This window comes from Kitasatospora sp. NBC_00458 (genome assembly GCF_036013975.1).
In the GTDB taxonomy this organism is placed as follows: domain Bacteria; phylum Actinomycetota; class Actinomycetes; order Streptomycetales; family Streptomycetaceae; genus Kitasatospora.
In genome coordinates, this window is record NZ_CP107904.1 from 5,483,789 (window position 1) to 5,510,136 (window position 26,348).

Genomic DNA, 26,348 nt, shown 5'->3' on the forward strand with positions numbered 1-26,348 from the left:
CCCCCGGGGTCCCCGCGTCCCCGCCGGGCGCCGTACCGGCCCTCAGCGCTCGACGGCGCGGCGCGGCATCAGGGCTCGCCCCGAGGGCTCGACGGCGCGGCGAGTCCTCAGCGCTTGACGGCGCAGAGCAGCCCGTCCGAGACCGGCAGCAGCGCCGGCAGCAGCTTCTCGCTCTCCCGGACGTCCCGCACCAGGTCGCGGATCGAACGGGTCTGCGGGTCCTGCTGCTCGGGCTCGGCCAGCCGGCCCTCCTGGAAGACCCCCTCGAAGCAGACCATCCCGCCCGGCCGCAGCAGCCGCAGCGACTCCGCCAGGTACTCCTGGGACTCCGCCGGGTCGCCGTCGCAGAACACCAGGTCGTACTGGCCGTCGGCGAGCCGCGGCAGCACGTCCAGCGCCCGGCCCGGTATGAACCGGGAGCGGTTCGCCGCGAAGCCCGCGGCCTGGTAGGCCTCCCTCGCCAGCTGCTGGCGCACCGGCTCGGAGTCGACGGTGGTGAGCACCCCGTCGGGCCGCATCCCGCGCAGCAGGTAGACCCCGGAGACGCCCGTCCCGGTGCCGATCTCGGCCACCGCCTTGGCGTCCAGCGCGGCCGCCAGCAGCCGCAGGCAGGCGCCGCCGCTGGGCCCGATCGCCCTGATTCCGGTCCGCGCGGACTGTGCCCGGGCGTAGGTCAGCACCGCGTCCTCGCCGACGTAGGTGTCCGCGAGAGCCGCACGCGCGGGCCCGAACTCGCTGATGGCTGCCTCTTTCGGAGCCCCGGGTGGCGGCCCGGCGCCGAGCGGATGTCGATATTTCCTGCCACAGATTACTGGCCGGGCGGGAACCGCGTACGGCGGCGGGCCGTTGACGGGGCAGGGACCGGGGGAACGGACACCTCCGGACCTGTTCTCCGGCTTGACGGCCGCGGGCACTTTTATCCGGGCTTGACGGGCGAGGTGGATATGGTGGTGGCCCTGCTGGGCAGAAGAGCCGACCGAGGAGGTGTGGCCGAGGGCGACGTCCCTGTGCGGCGGCACTCCCGCGGCACCGCGTCGGCCCGTACGCCGAAGCCCGTGATGAACCAGCCTGCGCACTCCACCCTGGACCAGCCGGCCGCCGCGCCCGAGACGCCGGCCGCCGGCCCCGCCGAGGCCCCCGCCCTCGCGACCTTCGCCGAGGGCCCCGACGCGCAGACCTGGACTCCGCCCAGCTGGGAGGAGATCGTCGAGGCCCACAGCGCCCGCGTCTACCGCCTGGCGTACCGACTGACGGGCAACCAGCACGACGCCGAGGACCTCACCCAGGAAGTCTTCGTCCGGGTGTTCCGTTCGCTGTCCACCTACACCCCCGGCACGTTCGAGGGCTGGCTGCACCGGATCACCACCAACCTGTTCCTGGACATGGTCCGCCGCCGCCAGCGCATCCGCTTCGACGCGCTCGGCGAGGACGCGGCCGAGCGGCTCGCCTCCCGCGAGCCGAGCCCGGCCCAGCACTTCAGCGACACCCACTTCGACGCCGACGTCCAGAACGCGCTGGACACCCTGGCGCCCGAGTTCCGTGCCGCCGTGGTGCTCTGCGACATCGAGGGCCTCTCCTACGAGGAGATCGCCGCGACGCTCGGCGTCAAGCTCGGCACCGTCCGCAGCCGCATCCACCGCGGACGCTCGCACCTGCGCGCGGCCCTCAAGCACCGCGCCCCCGGTGCGGCCCCCGGCCGCGAGCGCCGCGGCGGCGGCGCCGAGGAGCCGGTGCCGGTCGGCGCCGCGGTCGGCGAGGCCCCCGCCGGGCCGGGCGGTCGCGGGCGGAGGCGATCGTGAGCGGAACCGGCCGGTCAGGACCGGGCCACTCCGACGTGCCCGGCCACTCCGACGTACCCGGCCGGGCCGCGGCCCGCCGGAGCGGCTGGGCCGCCCTGGGGCGGCGCGGCCACGACGGGGCCGACCCCGCCGCGGAGCCGGAACGGGCCCGGCCCGGTGCGCCGGGCGAACCCGCGCTGCGCGCCGTCGCCGTCCGCCCGGTCGAACCGGCCGCCGAGGAGCACCACCTCGGCGAACGGCTCTCCGCCTTCGTCGACGGCGAGCTCGGCCACGACTCGCGCGACCGCGTCCAGGCCCACCTGGCCACCTGTCCGCAGTGCCTCGCCGAGGCCGACGAGGGCCGCGCCGTCAAGCACCTGCTCACCCGCACCGGCACGCCGGACCCGTCCTCGTCGCTGATGGCCCGGCTGATGGCGGTCGGGGCGCTCCCGGAGGACGACCGGCCGCAGGCCGCCCGCCCGGGCCGGGACGACGACGACCTGCCCGGCGGCGGCGTGCCGGCCGCCGGGACGCTCGGCGGCAGCCGGCTGAACGGCGGCTCGTTCGGCCGCGGCGCCGGAGCCTCCTTCGGAGCGGGCGCCCTCGGCGCCGACGCGCCCCTGCCCGGGGTCGACCCGCGGGCGTTCGGCCGCGGCGGCTCGGTGCTCCGCCCGCTGATGGGCCGACGGACCGCCCGCCCGGTGACCCCGGTCGGCCCGCAGCCGCTGGCCGCGGCCGCCCCCGTGGTCCGGCAGGCGCCGCCGCGCGGACGCCGCTTCGTCTTCGCCGCCGCGGGGGCCTTCTCGGTCGCCGCCGTGACGCTCGGCGGGGTCGGCGGGTTCGCCGGCCCGGGCGACGAGCAGCACGGCACCACGATCAGCCCGGCCGGCGGCAACGGCCGGGGCGGCGGACTGGTCCCGATGAACGCCCAGGTGCCGGTGGACTTCCCGGTCCGCCCGGTCGCGGTCACCCGGGACGCGGTTCCGCCGCACGACGTACCGGAGCGCACCCCGAGTTCCGGGGTGGCGGGCCTGCACCACGAGAACAGATAGGCCACGTCGGCCCCTGCGGCCAAGGTCATCGGCGGGTCTTCACCACGGCTTCATCACACGGGGGGTCGTGAACCCGCCGATGGCCATTACCCTGTGAGGGACGTTGTCCGATCGCGAGCGTAGGGAGCTTTGGTGTTCAGCGACGTGGGCACACTGGAGGTCCTGACCCTGGCCATCATGGCCATCGTGATCTTCGGTCCGGACAAGCTGCCGAAGCTGATCCAGGACACCATGGGCTTCATCCGGAAGATCCGGTCCTTCGCCGACACGGCGAAGGAGGACATCCGCAGCGAGCTCGGCCCGGAGTTCAAGGACTTCGAGTTCGAGGACCTCAACCCGAAGACCTTCGTCCGCAAGCAGCTCATGGGCGGCGAAGAGGACCCGCTGGGCCTCAAGGACATGCGGGACAGCCTCGACATCCGCTCGGTGCTCGACGACAAGCCCGCCGCCGCCGTGAACGGCCACGGCCGGTCCGGCACCGTCTCGGTGGACAAGTCCTCGGTGGCGGCCCCGGTGGCCGCCTCCGCCGGTGCCCCGCTGCAGCCCGGCGAGCGCCCCCCGTTCGACCCGGACGCCACCTGAGCTGTGACTCGCCCGCTCGCCTCCGGTCCGCTTCGGCCCGGTGCCGACGGTCGGCGCTCCGATGCCGCTCGTCCCTCACGGCCTCCTCGCGCTCTCGCTTTCGGCACCGGCGCGGCCCTTCGGCTCGGGGCGGGGTGACTCGCCCGCTCGCCTCCGGTCCGCTTCGGTCCGGTGCCGACGGTCGGCGCTCCGATGCCGCTCGTTCCTCGCGGCCTCCTCGCGCTCTCGCTTTCGGCACCGGCGCGGCCCTTCGGCTCGGGGCGGGGTGACTCGCCCGCCCGCCTCCGGTCCGCTTCGGTCCGGTGCCGACGGTCGGCGCTCCGATGCCGCTCGTTCCTCGCGGCCTCCTCGCGCTCTCGCTTTCGGTACCGGCGCGGCCCTTCGGTACGGGGTGGGGTGACTCGCCCGCCCGCCGAGGTGACTCGTCGGCCCGCCGAGGTGGCCCGCCCGCCCGCGGGTCACTCGCCCGCTCGACGGAACCACCGCCCCGCCCGGCCGCACGGCTGAGCGGGGCGGCGGCGTGTGCGCCGCTATTGTGCTGATTGTTCCCGCTGTGCCGTCTGTCACTTTCCGGTCACTTCCGGACCGAAGACGGTCGGCGGGGGCGCCGCGGTACGCCACGATGGGAGCGCGCCACGGCAGGAAAACGTGCGGTTGAGGAGGCCCGGGGATGGACACGACGAGTCAGGCGGTGGGAACGGCCACGGCCGGCGGACCGGTGGTCGGCGGGCAGGCCGGTCCGGCGGACCCGCTGGTGCCCTACCTGTCCGCGGACTTCCCCTGGTACGGCCTGGACGAGGGCTGGACCGGCCGCCGCTACCTGCAGCCCGGCGGCTTCGGCACCCCCGTCGGCCCGCGGGCGGGCGCCAGGGGCAGCGTCGACTACGGCAGCCTGGGGCACGGCGAGGAACCGGCCCGCCAGTACGAGCCGCGGGACGTGCGGAAGTTCGCCGTCGTCGTCACCGTGGCCCGCCGGGACAGCCGGCGCAGCGCCGACAACACCGGCACCCTGGAGGCGACCTCCGCCTCCTCCGCGGCGTGGCTGGCCGGCTCCGGCCTGCTCGCCGCGACCTGGCCGGGCCAGCTGGACCGGTCGCGGCGCCAGGACTGGCTGGACCAGCAGTCCGTGCTCGCCTGGGACCTCGCCGACGACCTGGCCGGGCCCGGGTGGTCCACCCTCAGCCTCCCGGTCAACGGCCTGCCGCAGCCGTTCCGCTACCGCGAGTCCGAGTACGGCTGGGTCCTGGCCGGTGAGGCCCCCGGCGTCCTGCTGGGCGCCTACGGCCGCGGCGTCAGCGCCTACGGCGCCGGGTTCGCCACCGTCCCCGACCTGACCGCCTACACCCGCCCGTAGCCCGCGGACCGCACGAAGGGGCCCGCCGGACACCTCCCGGCGGGCCCCTTCGTGCGGGCGGCCTCACGAGCCCTGGTGACGCGTCAGAACCGGTGCCTGGCAGGCCTCGTTCGAGTGCGGCGCTGGCGGCCACCTCGTCGAGCTGTCCGGAGAGGTCCGGGTGAAGCGTTTCTCCGCGCTCGGACCCTTGAGATCCTGGAGGAACAGCAGGGTCACCCCGATCTACCGACACGAGGCCTGAGATGCGCGTCTCCATCGCCACCGCCCCCGGCGGCCCGAACCCCAACGAAGACTGGGTGGGCGCCACGTCGGGGCTCGCCGTCGTCCTGGACGGGTTGAGCACGGTCGGCCTCGGCACCGGATGCCGGCACGGCGTCCCCTGGTACGTCTCCCAGCTCGGCGGCCACCTGATGGCTGCGCTGGCCGCCCCGGACCGGCCGCTCACCGAAGGGCTCGCCCAGGCCCTGGAACAGGTGGCGGCGCTGCACCCCGGCTGCGACCTGGCCGACCCCGGAACGCCGTCGGCGACCGTCTCGATCCTCCGCGTCGGCGCCGAGCGGTTCGACTACCTGGTGCTCGCCGACTCGCCGATCGTCTTCGAGCTGGACGGCGGCGAGTACCTGGTGAAGACCGACCTCCGGGTGGACACCGTCGTGCCGGAACTCCGCGCCGAGACCGAGCGCTTCCCCACCGGCACCGCGGAGCACACCGAGAGCGTCCGCCGCATGGTCACGGCCCAGCGGCTCACCCGGAACACCCCGGACGGCTACTGGGTGGCGGCGTCGGGTGCTGAGGCGGCCGAGCACGCGCTGACGGGCACGGTGCCGCCGGCCGACGTCCGGGCGGCGGCCGTCCTGTCGGACGGGGCATCGCGGCTCGTCACCGAGTACGGTGCCGCGTCGTGGGCGGAGGTGTTCGAAACGCTCGGAGCGGCCGGTGCCGAGGGGCTGATCTCGGTGGTCCGCGGGGTTGAGGCGACGGATCCGGAGGGGCTTCGCTGGCCGCGCGTCAAGGCCGGGGACGATGCCGCGGTGGCCTACTGCGAGATGCCCTGACGGGCTCGACACGCGTGCGGGAGCGAGGTCGTGCACGAGATCTCCGCAGCCCCCGGGGCCGTACGCGGGCCGCGCGAGGTGCGCCAGGGGGGACCGGCGTTGACCACCGGTGACAGCAAAGAGGCTGGTCAGCGGGGTGGGCGGGTGCCCGTCCGCTGACCAGCCCGGGGGTTGGTCAGAACTTGTTCTTCGGGGTGAGGCCGAGGGAGAGGCCGGAGAGGCCGCGCTGGCGGCCGCCGAGCTTGCCGGCGATGGCGCGCAGGGCGGCGCCGGCCGGGGAGTCGGGGGAGGCCAGGACGACCGGGCGGCCGTCGTCGCCGCCCTCGCGCAGGCGGACGTCGATCGGGATCGAGCCGAGCACGGGGACGGTGGCGCCGACGGTGCGGGTGAGCGCGTCCGCCACGGTCTGGCCGCCGCCGGTGCCGAACACGTCGATCATCTCGTCGCAGTGCGGGCACGGCATGCCGGACATGTTCTCGATCACGCCGACGATCTTCTGGTGGGTCTGCACCGCGATGGTGCCGGCCCGCTCGGCCACCTCGGCGGCGGCCATCTGCGGGGTGGTGACGATCAGGATCTCGGCGTTGGGGACCAGCTGGGCCACCGAGATCGCGATGTCGCCGGTGCCGGGCGGCAGGTCCAGCAGGAGGACGTCCAGGTCGCCCCAGTACACGTCGGCCAGGAACTGCTGGAGCGCGCGGTGGAGCATCGGCCCGCGCCAGACCACCGGGGCGTTGCCCGGGGTGAACATGCCGATCGAGATGACCTTCACGCCGTTCGCCTGCGGCGGCATGATCATGTCCTGGACCTGGGTGGGCCGGCCCTCGACGCCCAGCATGCGGGGCACGCTGTGGCCGTAGATGTCGGCGTCCACCACGGCGACCTTCAGGCCGTCGGCGGCCATCGCGGCCGCGAGGTTGACGGTCACCGAGGACTTGCCGACGCCGCCCTTGCCGGAGGCGACCGCGTAGACCCGGGTCAGCGTGCCGGGCTTGGCGAACGGGATCTCCCGCTCGGGGGCGCCGCCGCGCAGCAGCTGGGAGAGCTCCTTGCGCTGCTCGTCGCTCATCACGTCGAGCTCGACCTCGACGCCGGTCACGCCGGGGACCCGGCCGACGGCCTCGCGGACCCGGGCGGTGATGGTGTCGCGCATCGGACAGCCGGAGACGGTCAGGTAGACCGCGACGCGCACGGCCCCGCCCTCGTCGATCCCGACCGATTTCACCATGCCGATCTCGGTGATCGGGCGGTTGATCTCCGGGTCGTTGACGGTCGCCAGCGCCTGGCGTACGGAGTCCTCCGTGACGCCGGCCGCGACCTCTGTCTCGTTGGCCATGCCTCGATGGTACGGCGCCGGGCGTGTCGGTTAACCCGTCGGTAGCGGTGCCGAGGGTCACAGCACCTCGGAGGCCCCCCGGCGCTCGTCGATCTCCTTGAGGAGGGACTGGAGTTCGGAGCGGAGGAAGTCGCGGGTGGCGACCTCGCCGAGGCCCTGGCGCAGTGCGGCGACCTCGCGGGTGAGGTACTCGGTGTCGGCGATGTTGCGGTCGCTGCGGGCGCGGTCCTGCTCCATGTTGACGCGGTCCCGGTCGTCCTGGCGGTTCTGCGCGAGCAGGATCAGCGGCGCCGCGTACGAGGCCTGGAGCGAGAGCATGAGGGTGAGGAAGATGAACGGGTAGTCGTCGAAGTGGACCTGGTCCGGCAGCACGGTGTTCCAGCCGACCCAGACGACCACCACGATCGTCATCCAGACGATGAACCGCCCGGTGCCGAGGAAGCGCGCGATCCGCTCGGAGAGCTTGCCGAAGGCCTCCGGGTCGTACGTCGGCAGGGTGATCAGGCCGGGGCGGCTGGTGCGCGGCTGGTCGAGCCGGCTGCGGCCGCCGCCGGTGGCCGGGGGTTCGGCGCGCTGGGTGCGGCCGCGCTCGCGGGCGCGCAGTTCGCGCAGCTTCCGGAGCTCGCCCTGCAGGCGCTGGCGGGGGGCGTCGTCCCGGCGGCCCTTGCGGTCAGCGTCCACCGGTCACCTCTCTCTCGTCGGCCGGCCCGTGCGGGGCGGCCTCGCGCCAGTCCTCGGGCAGCAGGTGGTCGAGCACGTCGTCGACGGTGACGGCGCCGACCAGGTGGTCGGCCTCGTCGACCACGGGGGCGGCGACCATGTTGTAGGTCGCCAGGTAGCTGGTGATCAGCGTCAGCGGGGTGTCCGGCGGCAGCGGGTCCAGGTCGTCGTCCACCAGCGAGCCGACGAGTGTGTACGGGGGTTCGCGCAGCAGCCGCTGGAAGTGCACGGTGCCCAGGTACTTGCCGGTGGGCGTCTCGTTGGGCGGGCGGCAGACGAAGACCTGGGCGGCCAGCGCCGGCTTGTTGTCGGAGACCCGTACGCGGGCCAGCGCCTCGGCGACGGTGGCGTCGGGCTCCAGCACGATCGGCTCGGTGGTCATCAGGCCGCCGGCGGTGTTCTCCTCGTAGGTGAGCAGGCGGCGGACCGGTTCGGCCTCCTCGGGCTCCATCAGCTGGAGCAGCCGCTCGGCCTCGTCGCCGGGCAGTTCGGAGAGCAGGTCGGCGGCGTCGTCCGGGTCCATCGCCTCCAGGACGTCGGCGGCGCGTTCGTCCTTGAGCTTGCCGATGATCTCGACCTGGTCGTCCTCGGGCAGCTCCTCCAGGACGTCGGCGAGCCGTTCGTCGTCGAGCGCGGCGGCGACCTCGGCGCGGCGCTTGGCGGAGAGGTGGTGCATGACGTTGGCGAGGTCGGCGGGGCGCAGCTGGTCGAAGGTGGCGAGCAGGTTGGCGGCGCCCTGGTTCTCCTCGGCGAGGGCGAAGCCGGTGACGTCCTTCCAGTCCAGCGTGAGCGTCTCGCCCTTGGACTTGCGCAGCCGTCCGGGGCGGCCGACCTGGACGAAGACCTTGCTGATCTCCCACTCGCGCAGGCGGGTCTGCACCATCGCGACGTCGAGGACGGTGACGTCCTGCTCGGTCTTGCTCCAGGTGACGGTGCGGTCCAGCAGTTCGCCGAGGACGAGGGTCTCGGAGGAGCGCTGTTCGAAGCGGCGCATGTTGATCACGCCGGTGGTCAGTACCTGGCCGGATTCCAGGCTGGTCACCCTGGTCATCGGCAGGAAGATCCGGCGGCGGCCGATCACTTCGACGACCAGGCCGAGCACCCGGGGCGGGCGGCCGCCGAGGCGGAGCGTGACCACGACGTCCCGGACCCGGCCGACCTGGTCGCCGATCGGGTCGAAGACGGCGACGCCGGAGAGGTGCGAGATGAAGACCCGGCTGCCTGCCCCTGCCATGGACTCCCTCGCCTCGCTCGACGCCCGGTCGGGCGCACGGGCACGCCCCGCGGCCAAGGCTACTCGGGGACCGGTGCCCGGGCCTGGTGGAAACCGGGGCGAATCGGGCGTCTGAGTGGCGCCGGGGCATGCTCGGCGGGTGGCGGTGCCGCAGGCGGGCGGGCGGCGGCGGACGCGGTGAACCCCGCCGGGGGTCGAGCCGGGGCCGCGCCGGGGCTCAGCCCTTGCGGCGCTTGAACAGCAGCTTCGGCAGGCCGGCCGGGATCGGCTTCCGGGTGGTGGCCGGGGTGGGCATCGGGGCGGCGACGTGCGAGGCGTCCGGCATCGCACCCGGGTGCTCGGTGAGCGTGGCGCCCGCCGCGCCGGCCGGCTCCAGCCGGAGCACCCGGCACTCGCGGGCCCAGCGGTCGGCGATGGTGTCGGTGTCGGGCGCGTTCAGCCGCTTGCCCTTGAGCTCCTCGACGGCGCCCAGCCAGGCCTCGCTCCCCGGGGCGAGCTCGACCACCCGGGCCGGCCAGCCGGTCAGCCGGCCGCCCTTGTCCTTGCTCCGGACGGTCACCACCGCGCCCGCGCCGCCGGTCAGTCCGTGGAGCGGCTGCTCGCCGCCGTCGCCGACCACCACGACCGCGCCGTCGTGCCAGGCGTGCCAGACCGCCCGGCCGTGCTCCTGGCCGTCCGCCCGCACCCAGAGCAGGCCGGACTTCTTCGCGGCCTCCTCCAGCAGGGCCCGGTCGAGGAAGTCGTCGGCGGTCGCGGCTGCGGCAGGCGTACGGTCCATGGCGCACAGCGTACGGCCTGAGCCTTCCGGGCGATGTCTCGCGGTTCGGGCGACAGTTCCGTCAACGCCGCACGGGCCTTACGGTAGGAGCCGCCAGCTCCGCACCCCACTCCGAAGCAGAGGAGCGCCGTGCCCGCCGTCCCGCCAGAGACCGCCGCCGCACCCGCCGTCCCCGTCACCGCCGGGCCCGCCGGGGCCCGTTCGCAGCCGCTCCCCAGGTTCGACCTGCTGCTGCTGGCCGTCTCCGTCGCGGGCATCTCGCTCTCCGCGCCGCTGATCAGCGCCACGGCCGCACCCGCCCTGGCGATCGCCTTCTGGCGCAACGTCCTGTCGGTCGGCGTCCTCGGCCCGTACGCGCTGCTGCGCCACCGGGCCGAGCTGCGCGGTATCTCCCGGCGGGCGCTGCTGCTGGCCGTCGCGGCCGGGGCCCTGCTCGCCGTCCACTTCGCGCTCTGGATGCCCAGCCTGCGGATGACCTCGGTCGCCTCGGCGACCGCCCTGGTCACCACCACCCCGCTCTGGACCATCCTGCTGATGCGGCTGCTCGGGGTGCGGGCGCCGCGGATGGTCTGGCTCGGCATGGCGGTCGCGTTCGCCGGCGTCCTGGTGCTGACCGGCGTCGACCTCTCGCTCTCACCGCGCGCCCTGGCCGGTGACGCGCTGGCGCTCGGCGCGGGGCTGGCCGCCGCCGGGTACGTGCTGCTCGGCGCCGAGGTCCGCCGGACCGTCAGCACCACCGCGTACACGCTGGTCTGCTACGCCACCACCGCCGTCGTCCTGCTGGCGGTCTGCCTGGCCGCCGGGACGCCGCTGTCCGGCTGGCCGGCCGGGGCCTGGTGGCAGATCGTGCTGCTGATGGTCACCGCCCAGCTGCTGGGGCACTCGCTCAGCAACCGGGTGGTGCGCACGCTCGGTCCCTCGGTCACCTCGACCGCGGTGCTGTTGGAGACCCCGGGCGCCGCGCTGATCGCCGCGCTCTGGCTCGGCCAGTGGCCTCCGGTGGCCGCCTACCCGGCGGTGGTGCTGATCCTGCTCGGCCTGGTGCTGGTCGCCCGGGCCGGCCGCCGGTAGCGGCGGCCGACGGGGGAGCGGCCCCGCGCCGTCCGGAAGCGCCGTCCGGAGGCGCGTCCGGCCGCAGGACCGCCTACAGCCAGCCGTTGCGGCGGAAGCCCCGGTACATCCCGACGCAGATCAGCACCACGCTGCCGAGCACCATCGGGTAGCCGTACCGGTGGTGAAGCTCCGGCATGTAGTCGAAGTTCATGCCGTAGACGCCGGTGATCATGGTCGGCACGGCGAAGATCGCCGCCCAGGCGGTGATCTTGCGCATGTCCTCGTTCTGCGCCACCGAGACCTGCGCCAGATTGGCCTGGAGCAGCGAGTTCAGCAGCTCGTCGAAGCCGTGCACCTGCTCGGTGACCCGGGCCAGGTGGTCGGCGACGTCCCGGAAGTACTTCTGGATCTCCGGGTCGACGAGCCGCTGCAGCGGCTCCGAGAGCTGCTGCATCGGCCGCAGAAGCGGCGCCACCGCCCGCTTGAACTCCAGCACTTCGCGCTTGAGCTGGTAGACCCGGCCGACGTCGGTGCCCCGGCCGCCCCGGTTGGAGAAGACGTCGAACTCGATCTCGTCGACGTCGGTCTGCAGCCGGTCGGCGACCAGCAGGTAGTTGTCCACCACCTGGTCGGCGATCGCGTGCAGCACCGCCGACGGGCCCTTGCCGAGCAGCCCGGTGCCGTCCGCGTCGGCCTCCAGCCGGTGCCGCAGCTCCTTCAGCGAGCTGTGCCCGCCGTGCCGGACGGTGATCACGAAGTCCCGTCCGGCGAACACCATCAGCTCGCCGGTCTCGACCACCTCGCTGGTCGGGGTGAGCTGGTCGTGGTCGACATACCGGATCGTCTTGAAGACGGCGAAGAGCACGTCGTCGTACCGCTCGACCTTCGGCCGCTGGTGCGCGTGCACCGCGTCCTCGACCGCCAGCGGGTGCAGCCCGAACCGCTGCGCGATCCCCTCGAACTCGGCCTCGGTCGGCTCGTGCAGGCCGATCCAGCTGAACGACCCCGAACCGTCCGGCAGTTGCTTGGAGGCCTTGACCAGCCGGGCCGCCTCGCGCGGGCTGCAGCTCTCGCCCTGGCGCTTGCCGTCCTGGTAGACCGCGCAGTCCACCACCGCGGACGGGGTCTTGCCCGGGTGGATCGTGTCGAACAGCGCCGACGCCGAGCGGCGGCGGTTGGTGCGGACGGCTGCGCGCAGGCTGTTGATCATCGACATGGCAGGCTCCTTGGGGCAGGAGCCGCCGCACGGCGGCGCGGTGACGGGTGGCCGTGGTGCGACGGCGGAGGAACACCGATGGAATCCGGCGCCTGCGGTCGGTCCTCGGCCTTGCTGGGGCACGCGAGACGGAACGACCGGACGTCGGTGAGGGTGCTCTCCCGGCCGGACCGGAAACCGCCGTGCCGTCGGCGCGGGGCACTGGTCCAGCTGCTGCCGAGGTTTCTCAGGCCCGCTGTTTCAGCCCGCGTGGCGAGGGGTACGGGGAAGGCGTCCGGGCCGGGTAGAGCTGCCGGTACTGCATGGTCGGCTGGTATCCACCGCAACCACCTCCTTCGCGCCGCTGCCCCGGAGGACAAGGGTCCCCGGTAGCCAGTCGCTCACACTAACATCCGACCGGCCCCTGCCGCTCCGGTGTTCGCATGGCGGCCGTGCCGACGGCGGGTGGCACCCGGGTTACGCTCACCGGCATGGCGCACGACTTCCCGCTCTTCGGCGACCCCTCCCCGGCCTCCGGCGACCCCTCCCCGGCCTCCGGTGACCCGTTCCGGGCCCCCGGCGGCACCGGCCTCTCGCGTGAGGCGGTGCTGGCCGCCGTCGAGGCCCGGCTGCTCGCCACCTTCGGCGAGCCGAGCGGCCGCGCCGCCGTCACCTTCCTGGGTGCCGACCGGATCGAGGTGCTGCGCTTCGGCCCTGACACCGAGGGGCTGGTCCGCTACACCACGCTCGGGATGGCCGCCGCGCCGATGGCCGATCCGACCGCCGCGGTCGCCGACCAGGTCCGCGGCCCGCGCGCCGAACTGGTGCTGACGGTCCGTGGCGGGCGCGACAGCGTGCTCCGCACGCTGGCCACCTTCGCCGCGACTCCGCAGGTCGAGGGACTGGTGGTGGCCCCCGGCGGTTCGCTGGACCTCGGCTCCCCGCTCTGGGACGGCGCGCCGTTCACCTCGGTGGTGGCCGCCGAGCCCGGCGGCCTGGTCGAGGACCTCGAACTGGCCGACCCGGCCGACCCGGTCCGCTTCCTGCCGCTGCTGCCGATGACCCCCAACGAGGCCGGGTGGAAGCGGGTGCACGGGGCGGCGGCACTGCAGGAGCGCTGGCTCCAGCACGGCACCGACCTGCGTGATCCGGACCGCCGGGGCGTCCCGCTCGACTGAGGCGGCGTCACGGCCGGCCCCGCCGGGGCCGGGCGGCGGCACGACCGCGTGGCGGACCTCCGGTTCGGCCGGGAGCGCCGCGGGGCGCGCCGTGTGCGGGTGCACCACGCCGGACGCCCCCGCACACCGGCGCGAGGACCGGCGGGCGCTCAGCCGCCGATGGGCTTCGCGCCGGTCGCCTGGTCCACCAGTGCCTCGTAGGAGGCGGGATCGGTGGTGTGGGCGCCGAGCCGGACCGTCTTGCGGGTGCCGTGGTAGTCGCTGGACCCGGTGGTCAGCAGCCCCAGTTCGGCCGCCAGCCCGCGCAGCCGGTCCCGGGCCTGCTCGTCGTGGTCGATGTGGTCGACCTCAAGCCCGGCCAGTCCGGCCGCCGCGAGGTCGGCGATGACCTGGTCGGAGACGGTCCGTCCGCGCTTCACCGCTCCCGGGTGGGCGAACACCGGCACCCCGCCGGCCGCCCGGACCAGCCGGACCGCCGTCACCGGGTCGGTCTCGTGCTTGGGGACGTCCGCCCGCCCGCCGTTGGCCAGCCAGTCCGCGGTGAACGCGTCCGAGACCTCCGCCACCACGCCCGCCTCGACCAGTGCGCTGGCGATGTGCGGCCGTCCCACCGAGCCGGCGCCCGCGATCCGCTGCACCTGCTCCCAGCTGATGTCCGCGCCGAGCGCGCGGCAGCGCTCGACGATGGCCCGGCCGCGGCGGAACCGGTCGGTGCGCACGAGTTCGCGCTCGGCCGCGAAGTCCGGCTCGGCGGGGTCGAACAGGTAGGCCAGCAGGTGCATCGAGACGTCGCCCGCCCGGCAGGAGAGCTCGGCGCCGGGGACGAGCGTCAGCCGGGTGCCGGCGGGCAGCGCGTGCACCGCGTCGGCGGCCTCGGCGTGGCCGGACACCGTGTCGTGGTCGGTCAGCGCCACCACGTCCAGTCCGGCCGAGACCGCCGCCGCGACCAGTTCGGCCGGGCTGTCCGTACCGTCGGACGCGTTGCTGTGGGCGTGCAGGTCGATGCGCACGGGCAGTGCTCCCTGGGTCGTCGGCGGAGGTGCGGCCCAGGATAGTGCGCCCGGGTGTCGGCCGGTCAGCCGTCTGCCGGCCTTCCGCGGGCCGTCCGCCGGCCCGTCGGGCGTCAGCCGAGCAGTCGGGGGGAGAGCGCTCCGCAGGGCAGCAGGTCCAGCTCCGCGCCGGCCTCCCGGAGGTCGGTCAGCACCAGTTCGTCGTACATCACCAGCGCCGACTGCTCCGGCCAGGCCACGGCCCAGAGCCAGAGGCCGCGCCCCTCGCCGACGAAGACCGCGCGGTCGGCCGGTGCGTCCGGGACGTGGAACATCGGGGTGGGCCGTCCGGCGGCCAGCAGCTTGGCGTCCGCGGGCTTGTAGAGGGCGACCGACTCGCCCGGGTCCGGCCCGGAGAGTCCGGCGTAGCGGGCCCCGAGGCCCACGCCCAGCTCCTCGGCGACCAGCACCAGCTCGCCGAACCCGCCGAGCGGAGCCGGCCCGGCGCAGGCGACGGCGGTGGCCCGGGCACCCGAGATGTCGTCACCGACGTGCGCGATGCCGGTGTACAGCCAGCCGACCGGGAGCGGCCAGGGGAGCCAGACGGGGACCTGGGAACGGGCGACGGCGACGCCGAGTGCCTCCACGCTCGGGGGCAGCACCGGTTGCATCGGATGCACGGCGCCGTGCCGGTCGCACTGCCAGGTGTCTGAGAACAGACCGGGGGCGCGGACCCGACCGGCGCACCTCGGGCAGCTTGGCTCGCCCCTCATAGCCGACAACGCTCCTCCCTCCGGACCGCCGCGTCAAGGACGATCACCCGTACGGAGGGCGGCCCGGCGGCACCTGTCGGTGGCGGACGCCCGTCCGGCGCGGGGTGGGCGCGGTGCGGGCGGATCCCGTTGGGGAACTGTCCACCGGGGGGCGGTGGCAAACGTCCGCGGCGCGTGCCGGGTGCGGCACCGGCCGGTCCCGGACACACTGACGCCCCGTCGTCGCTGGTGCGGTGGCGGGGCGTCAGTCGGGTATCGGAACGTCCGGGTCGGACGATCCCGGCTCGTCGGCGGCGGGTGAGGGCTCCCGGTCGGAGGCGCCGCGGTGGCCGGTCAGACGGCCGGGCACGGGCGGATGAGCAGGCGTTCGCCGGTGCGGGCGGCGGCCTGGACGAGCTCGCGGACGGTCTCGGCGTCGGCGATCAGGCGGTCGGTGGCGGTGCCGCGGGTGTCGTCCAGTCGGAGGATCTCGAAGCGCATGGGCGTCTCCTTTCCTGGCCCCGTCGGGCGGGGCGGTCGTGGCTGAGCGGGTATCAGCCCTTTCGGGGTCTGTCGGGCCGGCCGGTCGGCCGACTGTCGCGGCAAAGAGGGCTCCCCCCCTGCTTGCCAAGGGCGTTCGGCCCCTCGCGAACCACTCTGCGGTGGTGCTGCTACCGGGCCGTTGCCCGTCCGTGACGTCCTGGTTTCGGATGATGTGCATCGACGGCACGCCGACGTCACTGTCGACGATGTTTCCAGGACCGAATCAAATATTACCGCAACTAACGATTTTTGTCGCATGGCTTTTACCAGGGGCCCCGGCGGGACCCCACGGCGGGGCCCCGGTCGGCGGCGCCGGTGAGCCGGTCGGGCGGTCACGGACCGGTGGCGGCGGCACCGGAGGAGCCGGGGCCGGGGCCGGCGGAGGTCAGTCCCAGAAGGAGGCCAGGGCGGCGGCGGTGGCGGCCGGCTGCTCGGCGTTGGGGGAGTGGCCGGCGTCCTCGACCACCACCCGGCGGGCGCCCAGCCGGGCGGCCATCGCGGTCTGCTCCGGCACCGGCCACGCGTAGTCCCGCACGCCGGAGAGCACCAGGGCGGGCAGTCCGGCGGCCACCGTCGCGGCGAGCTCGTCCACCCGGTCCGGTGCGGCGACGAGGTGGCTGCCGGTGGTGGCCAGCGACTGCGGCACGTTGGCCAGCCAGCGGCGGTGCAGGAACGCGGCGACCTCGGCGGAGGGGCGGCGGGCGCGGTCGCCGCCGCCCTCCTCCATCTGCTGCATCACCTGCCAGATCTCCTCCATGGTCATCACCGGCAGGACGCCGACCAGCAGCCTGGTGCGCTCCGCCTCGGCCGGGTCGATCGGGCCCGGTCCGGTCGACATCAGCGTCAGCGACGCCCACGGCAGCGGCCCGGCGGTGCCCGAGGGGGCCCCGTCCGCGGCCGCGGCGGCCAGCACGGCCTCCCGGACCACCTGGCCGCCGAGGGAGTGGCCGAGCAGGTGCAGCCGCCCGGCGCCGTCACCGGCCGCCCCGTCCTCGGCCAGCAGGGCGTCGGTGAGGGCCCGCACGTCGGCGCCCAGCGCGGCCGCCGTGTAGGCGGCGGGATCGTCCGGGCCACCGGTCTCGTACTGTCCGCGCTGGTCGACCGCCGTCACGCGGTAGCCCTCGGCCGCCAGCGGTTCCAGCAGGGCGATGAAGTCCTCCTTGCTGCCGGTGAACCCGGGCACCAGCAGCGCGGACCCGTGCACCGCCCCCGTCGGCTCCGCCCGCAGCGCGGCGAAACCGCCGCGGGCCGTCGCCACCCGCAGCGCGCGGGCGCAGGGCGGGAGGGTGAGGAACGGCGGCGTGCTCATGGGTGGACCTCCTGAGGGCTGGGCGGCGGGGCCGGACCGGCGGCCGGCTCCGAGCCTAGGGCGTGTCGGCAGAGCCGCGGCCCCGGCGGGACCCGCCCTGGTCAGGGCGGGTCCCGCGGGTCGGCCCCGGCCCGGGGCGCACGCCCAGGGGCACCGGGTCGACCGGGGTCGAGGCGGGCGGCCGGGTCGACGGGACGCCGGCGGGGTCGGGCCGCCCGGTGCGCGGACGCCGAAGGGGGCGGCCGGAAGGTTCCGGCCGCCCCCTTCGAACGGGGTGGGTCAGCTCTCCGGGGTCGCCTCGGGGGCGGCCGCCGGGCGGCGGGTGCGGGTGCGCCGGCGCGGGGCCGGAGCGTCGGCGGCGGCCTCGACGGCCTCCGCCGGGGCGGCCTCGGCGGGCGCCGCGACCTTCTTGGCCCGGGTGCGGGTGCGCTTCGGCTTCTCCTCGGCGGCCGGCTCGGCGACCGGCGCGGTGGCCGGTTCGGCGACCGGGGCGGCGGCCGGAGTCGCGACGACGGCCTCGACGACGGCGGCCGAAGCCTCCGCCACGGCGGCGGCGGCGTCCTCGCCGGACGCCGCACCGCGCGAGCGGCGGCGACGGCGGCGCGGGGCCGCGGACTCGCCCTCGGTGCCCTCGACGGCCGGAGCCCCCGGCGTGGCGGCCTCGGTGACGGTGCCGTCGGCGGTGGTGCCGTCGGCGGTGGTGCCCTCGACGGCCTCGTCGACCGAGGAGCCGCGGCGGGTGCGGCGGCGCTCGCGGGTCTTGCGGGCGGGCTTCTCATCGGTGGCGGTGGCGGTGGCCTCGGGGGCACCGGCCCGGCCGGGACCGGCCGGACGTCCGCCGCGGCCCCGGGCGGCGCCGGCCGAACGCGAACCGCGTCCGCCGGTCTCGCCGAGGTCCTCGACCTCCTCCGCGCCGAGTCCGGCCCGGGTCCGCTCCGAGCGCGGCAGCACACCGGTGGTGCCCTTGGCGATCTTCAGCAGCTCGAACAGGTGCGGCGAGGTGGAGTAGGTCTCCTCCGGCTCGTTGAACTTCAGGTCGAGCGCCTTGTTGATCAGCTGCCAGCGCGGGATGTCGTCCCAGTCGACCAGCGTGACCGCGGTGCCCGAGGCGCCGGCCCGGCCGGTGCGGCCGATCCGGTGGAGGTAGGTCTTCTCGTCCTCGGGGCACTGGTAGTTGATCACGTGCGTGACGCCCTCGACGTCGATGCCGCGGGCCGCGACGTCGGTGCAGACCAGCACGTCGACCTTGCCGTTGCGGAACGCCCGCAGGGCCTGCTCGCGGGCGCCCTGGCCGAGGTCGCCGTGGACGGCGCCGGCCGCGAAGCCGCGCTGGGTCAGCTGGTCGGCGACGTCGGCGGCGGTGCGCTTGGTGCGGCAGAAGATCATCGCCAGCCCGCGGCCGTCGGCCTGGAGGATGCGCGAGACCATCTCGACCTTGTCGAGCGAGTGCGCACGGAAGATGTGCTGCTCGGTGTTGGCGACGGTGCTGCCGGTGTCGTCCGGAGCGGTGGCCCGGATGTGGGTCGGCTGGCTCATGTACCGGCGGGCGAGGCTGATGACCTGGCCCGGCATGGTGGCCGAGAACAGCAGGGTCTGCCGCTTGGCCGGCAGCATGGTGATGATCTTCTCGACGTCCGGCAGGAAGCCGAGGTCGAGCATCTCGTCGGCCTCGTCCAGGACCAGCGCGCGGACCTTGGACAGGTTCAGCTTCTTCTGGCCGGCCAGGTCGAGCAGACGGCCCGGGGTGCCGACCACGATGTCGACGCCCTTCTTCAGCGCCTCGACCTGCGGCTCGTAGGCCCGGCCGCCGTAGACGGCGAGCACGCGGACGTCGCGGACCTTGCCGGCGGTCTGCAGGTCGTTGGTGACCTGGGTGCAGAGCTCGCGGGTCGGGACCACGATCAGCGCCTGCGGCGCGTCGGTGAGCTGGTCCTCGCCGGCGCGGCCGGCGTCGATGTCGGCCCGCACGACGACGCGCTCGATCAGCGGCAGACCGAAGCCGAGCGTCTTGCCGGTGCCGGTCTTGGCCTGGCCGATGACGTCGTGGCCGGTCAGCGCGACCGGCAGGGTCATCTCCTGGATGGGGAAGGGGTGGACGATGCCGACGGCCTCCAGGGCCTCGGCGGTCTCCGGGAGGATCCCCAGGTCCCGGAAGGTCGTCTTGATGGGTTCAGCGGTGGTGGACAGGGTGCTGCCTCTTCCGTGTGGAGGGGCCGAGAGCGAGCGGCGGGCGGGCAGCCGCGCGGCTGTGCACGGGCCTGTTCGGCCTCGATAACAGCTGCGCGGACGCACAACCGCGCCGGTCCCTGCGGCCGGCCGGTGCGCGCGGCCCAGTGGGGCGCGTCGCCGGCGGCGTCGGGGAGGATTCCCGTGAGGGACCTGCGCGGGACCTGCGCCGGGATGGCGCGGTCTCGGCGGCCCTCGCTCGGCCACTGATGCGGTGCCAAGGCTTGAAGTCCAAGCCATGGTCGGAGCCGATCGGCTCTCCGACCGGGCATCCGCGTACGTTGAGGTCCCGGCTTCCGGTACGGACACGTCCTGACGGACGGCGCCGCTTCGGAGCGGGCTTGCCCGGCACACCGAGACGGCGGTGACACCGTGCGAGCACGACGGGCCTCCGTACCACCATACAGTCACCCGACGACTCGAACACGTGACGCGGACGACATCGCAGGTCGGAGCGGTCCGGGTCGGGCCCCCGGAGGGCCCCGAGCGGCCTCGCGGAGCGCCCGGGCCGGGCGTGTGCGGGGCGCGACCCGGGACGGACCGGGACTAAGGTGGCGGGTCATGGAGAACCGTGGTGGGACGCAGGACGTGGCGGACGGCTCGATCGGGGACTGGGCGGGCTGCTCGGCCGACCCCGGCTACCGGGCTGCCGTGCTGGACCTGCTCGGCGCCCTCGCGTACGGCGAGCTGAGCGCCTTCGAGCGGCTCGCCGAGGACGCCAAGCTGGCGCCCGACCTGGCCGACAAGGCGGCGCTGGCCCGGATGGCCTCCGCCGAGTTCCAGCACTACCAGCGGCTGCACGACCGGCTCGCCGAGGTCGGCGCCGACCCGCAGGAGGCGATGCGGCCCTTCGTCGAGCCGCTGGAGCTGTTCCACCGGATGACCGCGCCCTCGGACTGGCTGGAGGGCCTGGTCAAGGCGTACGTCGGCGACGCGATCGCGACCGACTTCTACCGCGAGGTGGCCGTCCGGCTGGACGACGACACCCGGGAGCTGGTCCTCGGCGTCATGTCGGACACCGGCCACGCCCAGTTCGCCGTCGACAAGGTCCGCCAGGCCATCGAGGCCGACCCGCGGGCCGGCGGCCGGCTGGCACTCTGGGGCCGGCGGCTGATGGGCGAGGCGCTCAGCCAGGCCCAGCGGGTGGTCGCGGAGCGGGACGCGCTCTCCAACCTGCTGGTGGGCGGCGTCAGCGTGCAGGGCTTCGACCTGGTCGAGGTCGGCAAGATGTTCAACCGGATCACCGAGGCGCACACCCGGCGGATGGCCGCGCTCGGTCTCGCCTCCTAGCCTCCAGAGCGGCCTGAGCCGCCTGAGCCGCCTGAACCTCCAGAGCCGCTCGGGCCGCCCGAGCCCGCCCCGGGGGTCCGGCGACGGCCGGTCAGGCGTGCCGCTGCCGCCGGTGGGAGCCCGCCCGGTGCGGGCGGTGCCGGTGGGCGGGCTGGCGGCCGGCGGCGAGGTCGGGCCTGGCCAGTACCGAGGTGAGGAGCGCCGAGGCGACCAGCGAGACCGCGATGGCGGCCGCCGGGTGCCCGCCGTCCAGCGTGAAGTGCGTGATCACCCCGGCCAGCAGCGCCGAGCCGAGCGACGTCCCCATCGTCAGCCCCCACCCGGAGGGGAAGTACGCGGGCAGCGAGAGCAGCGCGGTGGCGCCGACGACCAGGCCGACGAGGACGAAGGCGAGCGTCTCGACCAGCAAGGGTGCCTCCCCGGGGCGCGGGTGCGCGGCACGCGGTCGGCCGCACTGTCGCCGTACCCCGCTCCCCCCGGGCGTACACGCGACGGTGCCCCGCCCCCTCGGCGAGGGGGCGGGGCACCGAAGGACAGCTCAGAGCGTGCCGAACCCGACCTTGCGGGCGGCCTGCTCGCCGATCTCCACGTACGCCAGGCGCTCGGCCGGGACGATGACGCGGCGGCCGTGCTCGTCGGTCAGCGTGAAGAGCTTCGAGGTGCCCTCCAGCGCCTTGGCGATCGCGCTCTCGACCTCATCGGCAGTCTGCGAGCTCTCGATGACGATCTCGCGCGGCGCGTTCTGCACGCCGATCTTGACCTCCACGGCTTCCGTCCCTCCGGGGTTGCAGCCATCCACGCGCGGGCACCGGACCGCCTGGGACAAGCGTTCGCGGCGACCGCGCCGTACGGCTTCACCATAGAGCACGGGATCGGCGCCGAGGCGAAGGTCCGGTGATCACCGCCCGGGGGCGGGGGCCTCCGGGGAATCGGGGCCGGGGTGCATCGGGAAGCCCTTCAGGCCGCGCCAGGCCAGGCTGGCGACCAGCCGGACCGCCTCGTCGCGCGGGATCTCCAGCCCCTGGGAGAGCCAGTACCGCGCGGTGATCTGGGCCAGGCCGCAGACGCCGGCGGCGAGCAGCTTGGACTCCGACTCCGGCAGGTCGGTGTCCTCCTGGATGACCTTGCTCACCAGCGTCGCGCTGGCCTCGGCGGCCCGCTCGACGCGCTCGCGCACGGCCGGCTCGTTGGTCAGGTCCGACTCGAAGACCAGCCGGAAGGCACCGGACTCGCTGGAGACGTAGTTGAAGTACGCCTCCATCGTCGCGGCGACCCGCAGCTTGTTGTCGGTGGTCGTCTCCAGCGCCTCGCGGGTGGAGTCGACCAGGGCGTCGCAGTGCTTGTCCAGCAGCGCGAGGTAGAGGTCCAGCTTCCCGGGGAAGTGCTGGTACAGCACCGGCTTGCTGACCCCGGCGCGGTCGGCGATGTCGTCCATGGCGGCCGCGTGGTAACCCTGCGCGACGAACACCTCCTGGGCGGCACCGAGCAGTTGTTCACGGCGGGCGCTTCGCGGCAGGCGGGCACCGCGCGGGCGCTCCTGCGCCTCCTGGATGGCCGTCACGGCGCTCCTCATTTCACGGGTCGTACGGGGTTGGCAAGATGACCGATTCTACTTTCGGGTAACCGCCTTCGCGCTTGGCAGGTGTGAGAAAAGCGGCCAGCCCCCTTGTCAGGAGCCCACAATACGGCGCTGACCACGGCCACCGGCAGTGGTGTGACAGGGACAGGGACGACCTTTCGGGGGCGGTCCGAGCACAGGACGCGGCGGCACCGGCTCACTACCATCGTCCACCATGAGCAGCGCTGAGCAGCAGGTACGCCAGGAGCCGGCCGCCGCGCCGGGGTTCCGGACCGTCGAGGTCCCCGGCTCGGTCGTCGCGGTGCACCGGCTCGACGCCGCTCCGGAGGCCCCCGACGGGCGGGAGCCGGCGCTCTTCGTGCACGGCCTCGGCGGCTCGGCCGCGAACTGGACGGCGCTCCTGGGCCGCCTCACCGACCTGGTCGACGGCGAGGCCCTGGACCTCCCCGGCTTCGGCGAATCCGCCCCGCCCCTCGACGGGAACCTCTCCCTCTCCGGGCACGTCCGCGCGGTCATCGGCTACCTGGAGGCGTCCGGCCGCGGCCCGGTCCACCTCTTCGGCAACTCGCTCGGCGGCGCCGTCACCGTCCGGCTCGCCGCCCTGCGGCCCGACCTGGTCCGCAGCCTCACGCTGATCTCGCCCGCGCTGCCCGAACTGCCGCCGCAGCGCACCGCCTGGCCGACCGGGCTGCTCGCGGTGCCCGGCGTCCCCGCGCTGCTGCGCCGGGTGCGGTCCGACGGACGCGGCCCGGAGGAGGCCACCGCGGACGTGCTGCGGCTGGTCTACGGCGACCCGGACGCGCTGTCCCCGGCCATCCGGGCGGAGGCGGTGGCCCAGTACCGGCGGCGGCTGGAGCTGCCGTACGCGATGCCGGCGCTGGTCGGGACGGTGCGCGGGATCGTCTCCGCCTACACCGAGCGCGGCGACCAGGCGCTCTGGCGGCAGGCGGCGCGGGTGGGGGTGCCGGTGCTGCTCGTGTACGGGCTGCGCGACAAGCTGGTCTCGTACCAGTCGGCCCGCCGGGCCTGTACGGCCTTCGCGGACTCCCGCCTGCTGGTCCTGCCGGACTCCGGGCACGTCTCGATGATGGAGCACCCCGACGAGGTGGCCCGGGAGGTGCGGGAGCTGCTGGGGCGGATCGGCACGCCCCGGCCGGTGCGGGGCACGACGGATACCCCTTGATCGGGTGCCGTTAACGTCCCGATCGGGAAGTGGTCACTCCGGTTCACTCGTTCAGGTGGCAACCAGGCATGTGACCGATGGATTGCCGTAGGCCGGTCCTACCTTTCTGCTGTCGGACCGAACAGGTGTGGGGGAGCCGCGGCCGCCGGAGGACACCGGAGGGCGGACGCGGGGGGATGCCGGCGGCCGGGGGACGGCCGCCGGTCCGGGCCGCGGTGTACCCGGCGGACCGGCTCCTCCGCCCCGGGCCGCCCCCGCGCAGGACGCGGGGCGGCCGGGCGCCGACCGAGCCGCTCAGCAATCCGTCGATCCGCTCTGCCCTGGAGGTCTCCCGTGCGCGTTGCCCTGCTCACCGAGGGTGTGCGTCCGCACGCCCGGCGTGGCGCCGACGGCTGGTGCGACCGGCTGGTGGACGGCCTGCGCGAGCACGACTTCCAGTGGTACGTCCTGGGCGGGGAGGCCGGGCCGGGCGCCGGCGGGGACCGGCGGGGCCACCGGGCCGGGGTGCACGAGTTCGCCCTCCGGGGCCGCCGCCCGGCCGGGCGCGCGCCCGGCGCCCTGAACGGACGCCGGTACGCCCGCGCGTACGAGCAGCTCGTCGGGGCGCTGCTGCGGCCGGGCGAGAGGTCCGGCTTCGGCGGCGCCCTCCACCGGCTGGCCGGGCTCGCCCGCGAGGACGGCGGACTGCCGGCCTTCCTGGTCTCCGCCCAGGCCAGGCGCGTCCTGGAGCGGGTCTGGCGCTCGCCCGGGGCCGACACCCCCGCCGGGCAGCCGCTGGTCCGGGACGTCCTGGTCGGTGCGGACCTGCTCGAACAGTGCCTGCGGCCGCTCTCCGCCCCCTGGTACGGCGCCGGGCCCGGCGGGCTGGGCGCCGCCGACCTCTGCCACGTGGTCGGCGGCGGCCCGGCCGCCCTGCCCGCGCTGGTCGCCAAGCAGCTGTACGGGGTGCCGTTCGTGGTCACCGAGCACGGCCTGCACCTGCGCGAGCAGTACCTCGGCTACCGGGAGGCGCCGTACCTCTGGCCGGTCCGGGCGCTGCTGCTCGCCTTCTTCCGGGCGCTCACCGAGGAGACCTACCGGCAGGCCGCCGTGCTGACCCCCGGCAGCGCCCACGACCAGCAGTGGCAGCAGCGCTGCGGAGCCGATCCGGCGCGCATCCGGGTCGTGTACGAGGGCACCCCGGAGGTGGACCGGCCCGCCGCCGGCCCGGAGCCGGAGCGGCCGACCCTGGTCTGGGCCGGGGCCCTGGAGCCCGGGCAGGACCCGGAGCTCGCGCTGCACGCCTTCGCCCTGGTCCGGGCCGAGCTGCCGCGGGCGCGGCTGGTCGTCCACGGCGAGGAGGCCGTCCCCGGCTACCGGGCGCACTGCGCGGCGGTCGCCGAACGGCTCGGGGTGGCCGGGGCGGTCGGCTTCGCCGGGCGTCCCCGGTCCACGGCCCTGGCCTGGGCGGACGGATCCGTCGTCGTCTTCTCCGCGCTCTCCCGGCGCGGGCCCCGGCTGCTGGCCGACGCGATGCTCAGCGGGCGGGCCGTGGTCGCCACCGACGTCGGGGTGACCCGGGAGGTGGTCGGGCCGACCGGGCTGCTCGTCCCGCCGCGCGACCCGCGGGCGCTGGCCGGCGCCTGCCTGGCCCTGCTGCGGGACGAGCAGCGCCGGGCCCGGCTCGGCCTGGCCGGCCGCCTGCGGGCGCAGGAACGCTTCGCCGTCGAGCCGGTGACCGGGGCCTTCCGGGAGGTCTACCTGGAGCTGGTCTCCCAGTGGCCGGCCTACCCGGCCGCCGCCGGGCCGACCGGCGGGTCCGGCGGCCCCCGGCCGCGTCCGTTCGCCCGGCCCGCCGAGTACTGGCTCACCGACCGGGGGCACGGTGCGGAGGCGGGCGGTGCCGCTGCCGGATCGGCGGCAGACGGGGCCGGGGCCGGGACCGCCGGGGCCGGGGGCGCGGACGAGGCGTCCGACCGGTCCGGTGCACTGGCGGAGGCGGTCTGATGGCGGGCGGGGTGGACGCCGTCGAGGGCGCGGCCCTCCCCGGGCCCGCCGCCGCGGCCGTCCGGAGCCCGGGGGTCTCCGGGGATCCGGTCCGGGAGGTGATGGCGGAGCACCGGGAGCTCTGCGAACGGGCCGTGGACCCGTTGGAGATCGCCGCCGGCCTTGAGGAGGCCGGGCTCGGCCCGGCGGCGGCCGCCCGGTGCCGGCACGCCGACCTGTTCTCGCTCGCCGAGGAGCTGTACGCCCGGGTGCCGCGGCGCCCGCCGCCGCCGGTGACGGCCGTGCCAGGCGAGAGCTGGCAGCGGCGCTGCGGCGCGGCGCTCCGCACGGCGGGGCTGGCCGCGCTCCCGTGCGCGTCGGCCGTCGGCCTCGGAGCCGGACGGCCCGTCCTGCTGGCGGCCGCCGTTCCGCTGGCCCTCGTCCCGGCCGCCTCCGGGTCGGCCGGGACGGTCGCCCCGTCCGGCTGGTCGGTGCTGGTCACGCCCCCGGCCGGGTCGGCCCCGGCGCCCGGGGGCGGGTGGCGGCGGTGGTGGTGGCCGGGGGTCCGGGGAGCCGGGGTGGCCGGGCTGCTGCTGGGGCCGCTGGCGGTGGCGGCCGGCGGCCCGGAGGACCGGCGGGTGACGGCGGCACTGGCGCTGGCGGCAGCGCTGTCGGCCGGGTCGGCGGAGTGGGCCACCCGCTGGTTCCGCCGGGTCGGCCGGGGCCACCTGGGGACGGCGGCGACGCTGGCCGAGTTCCGGGCCCGGATGCGGCCGGTGCTCCCGGTGGCGCTGGCGCTGCACCTGGCGGTGCTGGCCGTGCTGACCTTCGCCGCGCTCGCCGTGCTGACCGCCGTCGCGCCGCGCCCGGGGCCGGGTCACGGCGGCGGCCTGCTGCACCTGGCGGCCGAGCGGGCCGGCCCGGGGCAGTGGGCGGCGCAGGGGCTGCTGGGCCTGCTGCTGGTGCTGTCCGCGCTGCTGGCGCGCTGCGGCCGGCCGGGGGTCGCCGCCTTCGGCGCGCTGGCCGGGGCGGCGGCGCCGGTGGCGCCGCTCCCGGTGGCCGGTCCGCTGGGCGGCGGCGCCGTCGTGCTGGCGCTGCTGGCGTACGCGTGGCCGGTGCTCGGCCGCCCCGATGCACACCGCTGACACCGGGCCGGGCCCGGTGCGCGGCCGGGTACCGGGCCGCCTCACGGCCGCC

At 75.5% G+C, this 26,348-nt stretch carries 25 protein-coding genes; 11 read left to right on the forward strand and 14 right to left on the reverse strand.

The features are described 5' to 3' along the window. Positions 1 to 107 precede the first annotated feature (107 nt). A complete protein-coding gene (locus OG550_RS22875; RefSeq protein ID WP_442906168.1) occupies positions 108 to 677 on the reverse strand; it encodes an O-methyltransferase in 570 nt (189 codons plus the stop codon). Positions 678 to 944: 267 nt separating this feature from the next. Between OG550_RS22875 and sigE the strand changes: the two genes are divergently transcribed. From sigE to OG550_RS22900, 5 genes are all read left to right on the forward strand, one after another. Continuing rightward, on the forward strand, positions 945 to 1,799 hold the full coding sequence (gene sigE, locus OG550_RS22880; protein WP_327684067.1) for an RNA polymerase sigma factor SigE: 855 nt from the start codon (positions 945 to 947) through the stop codon (positions 1,797 to 1,799). Further along, on the forward strand, positions 1,796 to 2,830 hold the full coding sequence (locus OG550_RS22885) for a zf-HC2 domain-containing protein (RefSeq protein ID WP_327680400.1): 1,035 nt from the start codon (positions 1,796 to 1,798) through the stop codon (positions 2,828 to 2,830). The genes sigE and OG550_RS22885 overlap by 4 nt, the downstream gene beginning before the upstream one ends. A 132-nt stretch (positions 2,831 to 2,962) precedes the next feature. Next, positions 2,963 to 3,412, forward strand: coding sequence for a sec-independent translocase (locus OG550_RS22890; RefSeq protein ID WP_327680402.1), 450 nt, complete (start codon positions 2,963 to 2,965; stop codon positions 3,410 to 3,412). 670 nt (positions 3,413 to 4,082) lie between these two features. Continuing rightward, positions 4,083 to 4,766 carry a hypothetical protein gene (locus tag OG550_RS22895; RefSeq protein WP_327680404.1) on the forward strand — a complete coding sequence of 228 codons (684 nt, stop codon included), beginning with the start codon at positions 4,083 to 4,085 and terminating at the stop codon, positions 4,764 to 4,766. 242 nt (positions 4,767 to 5,008) lie between these two features. After that, positions 5,009 to 5,821 carry a hypothetical protein gene (locus OG550_RS22900; RefSeq protein WP_327680406.1) on the forward strand — a complete coding sequence of 271 codons (813 nt, stop codon included), beginning with the start codon at positions 5,009 to 5,011 and terminating at the stop codon, positions 5,819 to 5,821. A gap of 175 nt (positions 5,822 to 5,996) precedes the next feature. Here the strand turns inward: OG550_RS22900 and OG550_RS22905 are convergent, their stop codons facing one another. The 4 genes from OG550_RS22905 to OG550_RS22920 all read right to left on the reverse strand — a co-directional run bounded on the left by OG550_RS22905 (position 5,997) and on the right by OG550_RS22920 (position 9,889). Then, a complete protein-coding gene (locus OG550_RS22905) occupies positions 5,997 to 7,157 on the reverse strand; it encodes an Mrp/NBP35 family ATP-binding protein (RefSeq protein WP_327680408.1) in 1,161 nt (386 codons plus the stop codon). Between the two features lie 57 nt (positions 7,158 to 7,214). Further along, positions 7,215 to 7,760: a DUF1003 domain-containing protein gene (locus OG550_RS22910; protein ID WP_327684069.1), complete on the reverse strand. Its 546-nt coding sequence runs from the start codon at positions 7,758 to 7,760 to the stop codon at positions 7,215 to 7,217. 67 nt (positions 7,761 to 7,827) lie between these two features. Further along, positions 7,828 to 9,111, reverse strand: a complete 1,284-nt coding sequence (locus OG550_RS22915) for a magnesium transporter MgtE N-terminal domain-containing protein (RefSeq protein ID WP_327680410.1) — start codon at positions 9,109 to 9,111, stop codon at positions 7,828 to 7,830. Between the two features lie 217 nt (positions 9,112 to 9,328). Next, positions 9,329 to 9,889 (reverse strand): hypothetical protein, encoded by a 561-nt coding sequence (locus OG550_RS22920; protein WP_327680412.1) that lies wholly within the window; start codon positions 9,887 to 9,889, stop codon positions 9,329 to 9,331. Positions 9,890 to 10,018: 129 nt separating this feature from the next. Between OG550_RS22920 and OG550_RS22925 the strand changes: the two genes are divergently transcribed. Next, positions 10,019 to 10,960, forward strand: coding sequence for a DMT family transporter (locus OG550_RS22925; RefSeq protein WP_442906058.1), 942 nt, complete (start codon positions 10,019 to 10,021; stop codon positions 10,958 to 10,960). Positions 10,961 to 11,033: 73 nt separating this feature from the next. Here OG550_RS22925 and corA read toward each other — a convergent pair whose 3' ends face one another. Further along, positions 11,034 to 12,158, reverse strand: a complete 1,125-nt coding sequence (gene corA, locus OG550_RS22930; protein ID WP_327680414.1) for a magnesium/cobalt transporter CorA — start codon at positions 12,156 to 12,158, stop codon at positions 11,034 to 11,036. A 470-nt stretch (positions 12,159 to 12,628) separates the two neighbouring features. Here corA and OG550_RS22935 point away from each other — a divergent pair, with 470 nt between their 5' ends. Continuing rightward, on the forward strand, positions 12,629 to 13,315 hold the full coding sequence (locus OG550_RS22935; protein WP_327680416.1) for a suppressor of fused domain protein: 687 nt from the start codon (positions 12,629 to 12,631) through the stop codon (positions 13,313 to 13,315). A 149-nt stretch (positions 13,316 to 13,464) separates the two neighbouring features. Here OG550_RS22935 and OG550_RS22940 read toward each other — a convergent pair whose 3' ends face one another. From OG550_RS22940 to OG550_RS22960, 5 genes are all read right to left on the reverse strand, one after another. Beyond that, entirely contained in the window at positions 13,465 to 14,325 is an 861-nt protein-coding gene (locus OG550_RS22940; RefSeq protein WP_327680418.1) for a PHP domain-containing protein, read from the reverse strand. Positions 14,326 to 14,438: 113 nt separating this feature from the next. Beyond that, entirely contained in the window at positions 14,439 to 15,077 is a 639-nt protein-coding gene (locus tag OG550_RS22945) for a DUF6758 family protein (RefSeq protein ID WP_327680420.1), read from the reverse strand. A 333-nt stretch (positions 15,078 to 15,410) separates the two neighbouring features. After that, positions 15,411 to 15,557, reverse strand: coding sequence for a hypothetical protein (locus tag OG550_RS22950; RefSeq protein ID WP_327680422.1), 147 nt, complete (start codon positions 15,555 to 15,557; stop codon positions 15,411 to 15,413). Positions 15,558 to 15,984: 427 nt separating this feature from the next. After that, positions 15,985 to 16,908, reverse strand: a complete 924-nt coding sequence (locus tag OG550_RS22955) for an alpha/beta fold hydrolase (RefSeq protein WP_327680423.1) — start codon at positions 16,906 to 16,908, stop codon at positions 15,985 to 15,987. 279 nt (positions 16,909 to 17,187) lie between these two features. Continuing rightward, on the reverse strand, positions 17,188 to 18,981 hold the full coding sequence (locus OG550_RS22960; RefSeq protein WP_327680426.1) for a DEAD/DEAH box helicase: 1,794 nt from the start codon (positions 18,979 to 18,981) through the stop codon (positions 17,188 to 17,190). A 714-nt stretch (positions 18,982 to 19,695) separates the two neighbouring features. Here OG550_RS22960 and OG550_RS22965 point away from each other — a divergent pair. Then, entirely contained in the window at positions 19,696 to 20,424 is a 729-nt protein-coding gene (locus tag OG550_RS22965; RefSeq protein ID WP_327680428.1) for a ferritin-like fold-containing protein, read from the forward strand. A 91-nt stretch (positions 20,425 to 20,515) separates the two neighbouring features. On the opposite strand, the gene OG550_RS22970 is transcribed toward OG550_RS22965, so the two are convergent. The 3 genes from OG550_RS22970 to OG550_RS22980 form a co-directional block, all read right to left on the reverse strand. Beyond that, entirely contained in the window at positions 20,516 to 20,833 is a 318-nt protein-coding gene (locus OG550_RS22970; protein ID WP_327680430.1) for a hypothetical protein, read from the reverse strand. A gap of 129 nt (positions 20,834 to 20,962) precedes the next feature. Beyond that, the gene (locus OG550_RS22975; RefSeq protein WP_327680432.1) at positions 20,963 to 21,190 is read right to left on the reverse strand and encodes a DUF3107 domain-containing protein; all 228 of its coding nucleotides are present in this window, start codon (positions 21,188 to 21,190) and stop codon (positions 20,963 to 20,965) included. 132 nt (positions 21,191 to 21,322) lie between these two features. Next, positions 21,323 to 21,985, reverse strand: coding sequence for a TetR/AcrR family transcriptional regulator (locus OG550_RS22980; protein ID WP_327680434.1), 663 nt, complete (start codon positions 21,983 to 21,985; stop codon positions 21,323 to 21,325). A gap of 232 nt (positions 21,986 to 22,217) precedes the next feature. Here OG550_RS22980 and OG550_RS22985 point away from each other — a divergent pair, with 232 nt between their 5' ends. The 3 genes from OG550_RS22985 (at position 22,218) to OG550_RS22995 (ending at position 26,296) form a co-directional block, all read left to right on the forward strand. Then, entirely contained in the window at positions 22,218 to 23,186 is a 969-nt protein-coding gene (locus OG550_RS22985) for an alpha/beta fold hydrolase (protein WP_327680436.1), read from the forward strand. 333 nt (positions 23,187 to 23,519) lie between these two features. Beyond that, the gene (locus OG550_RS22990; RefSeq protein WP_327680438.1) at positions 23,520 to 25,172 is read left to right on the forward strand and encodes a DUF3492 domain-containing protein; all 1,653 of its coding nucleotides are present in this window, start codon (positions 23,520 to 23,522) and stop codon (positions 25,170 to 25,172) included. Continuing rightward, positions 25,172 to 26,296, forward strand: coding sequence for a hypothetical protein (locus tag OG550_RS22995; RefSeq protein WP_327680440.1), 1,125 nt, complete (start codon positions 25,172 to 25,174; stop codon positions 26,294 to 26,296). The genes OG550_RS22990 and OG550_RS22995 overlap by 1 nt, the downstream gene beginning before the upstream one ends. Positions 26,297 to 26,348: the final 52 nt, after the last annotated feature.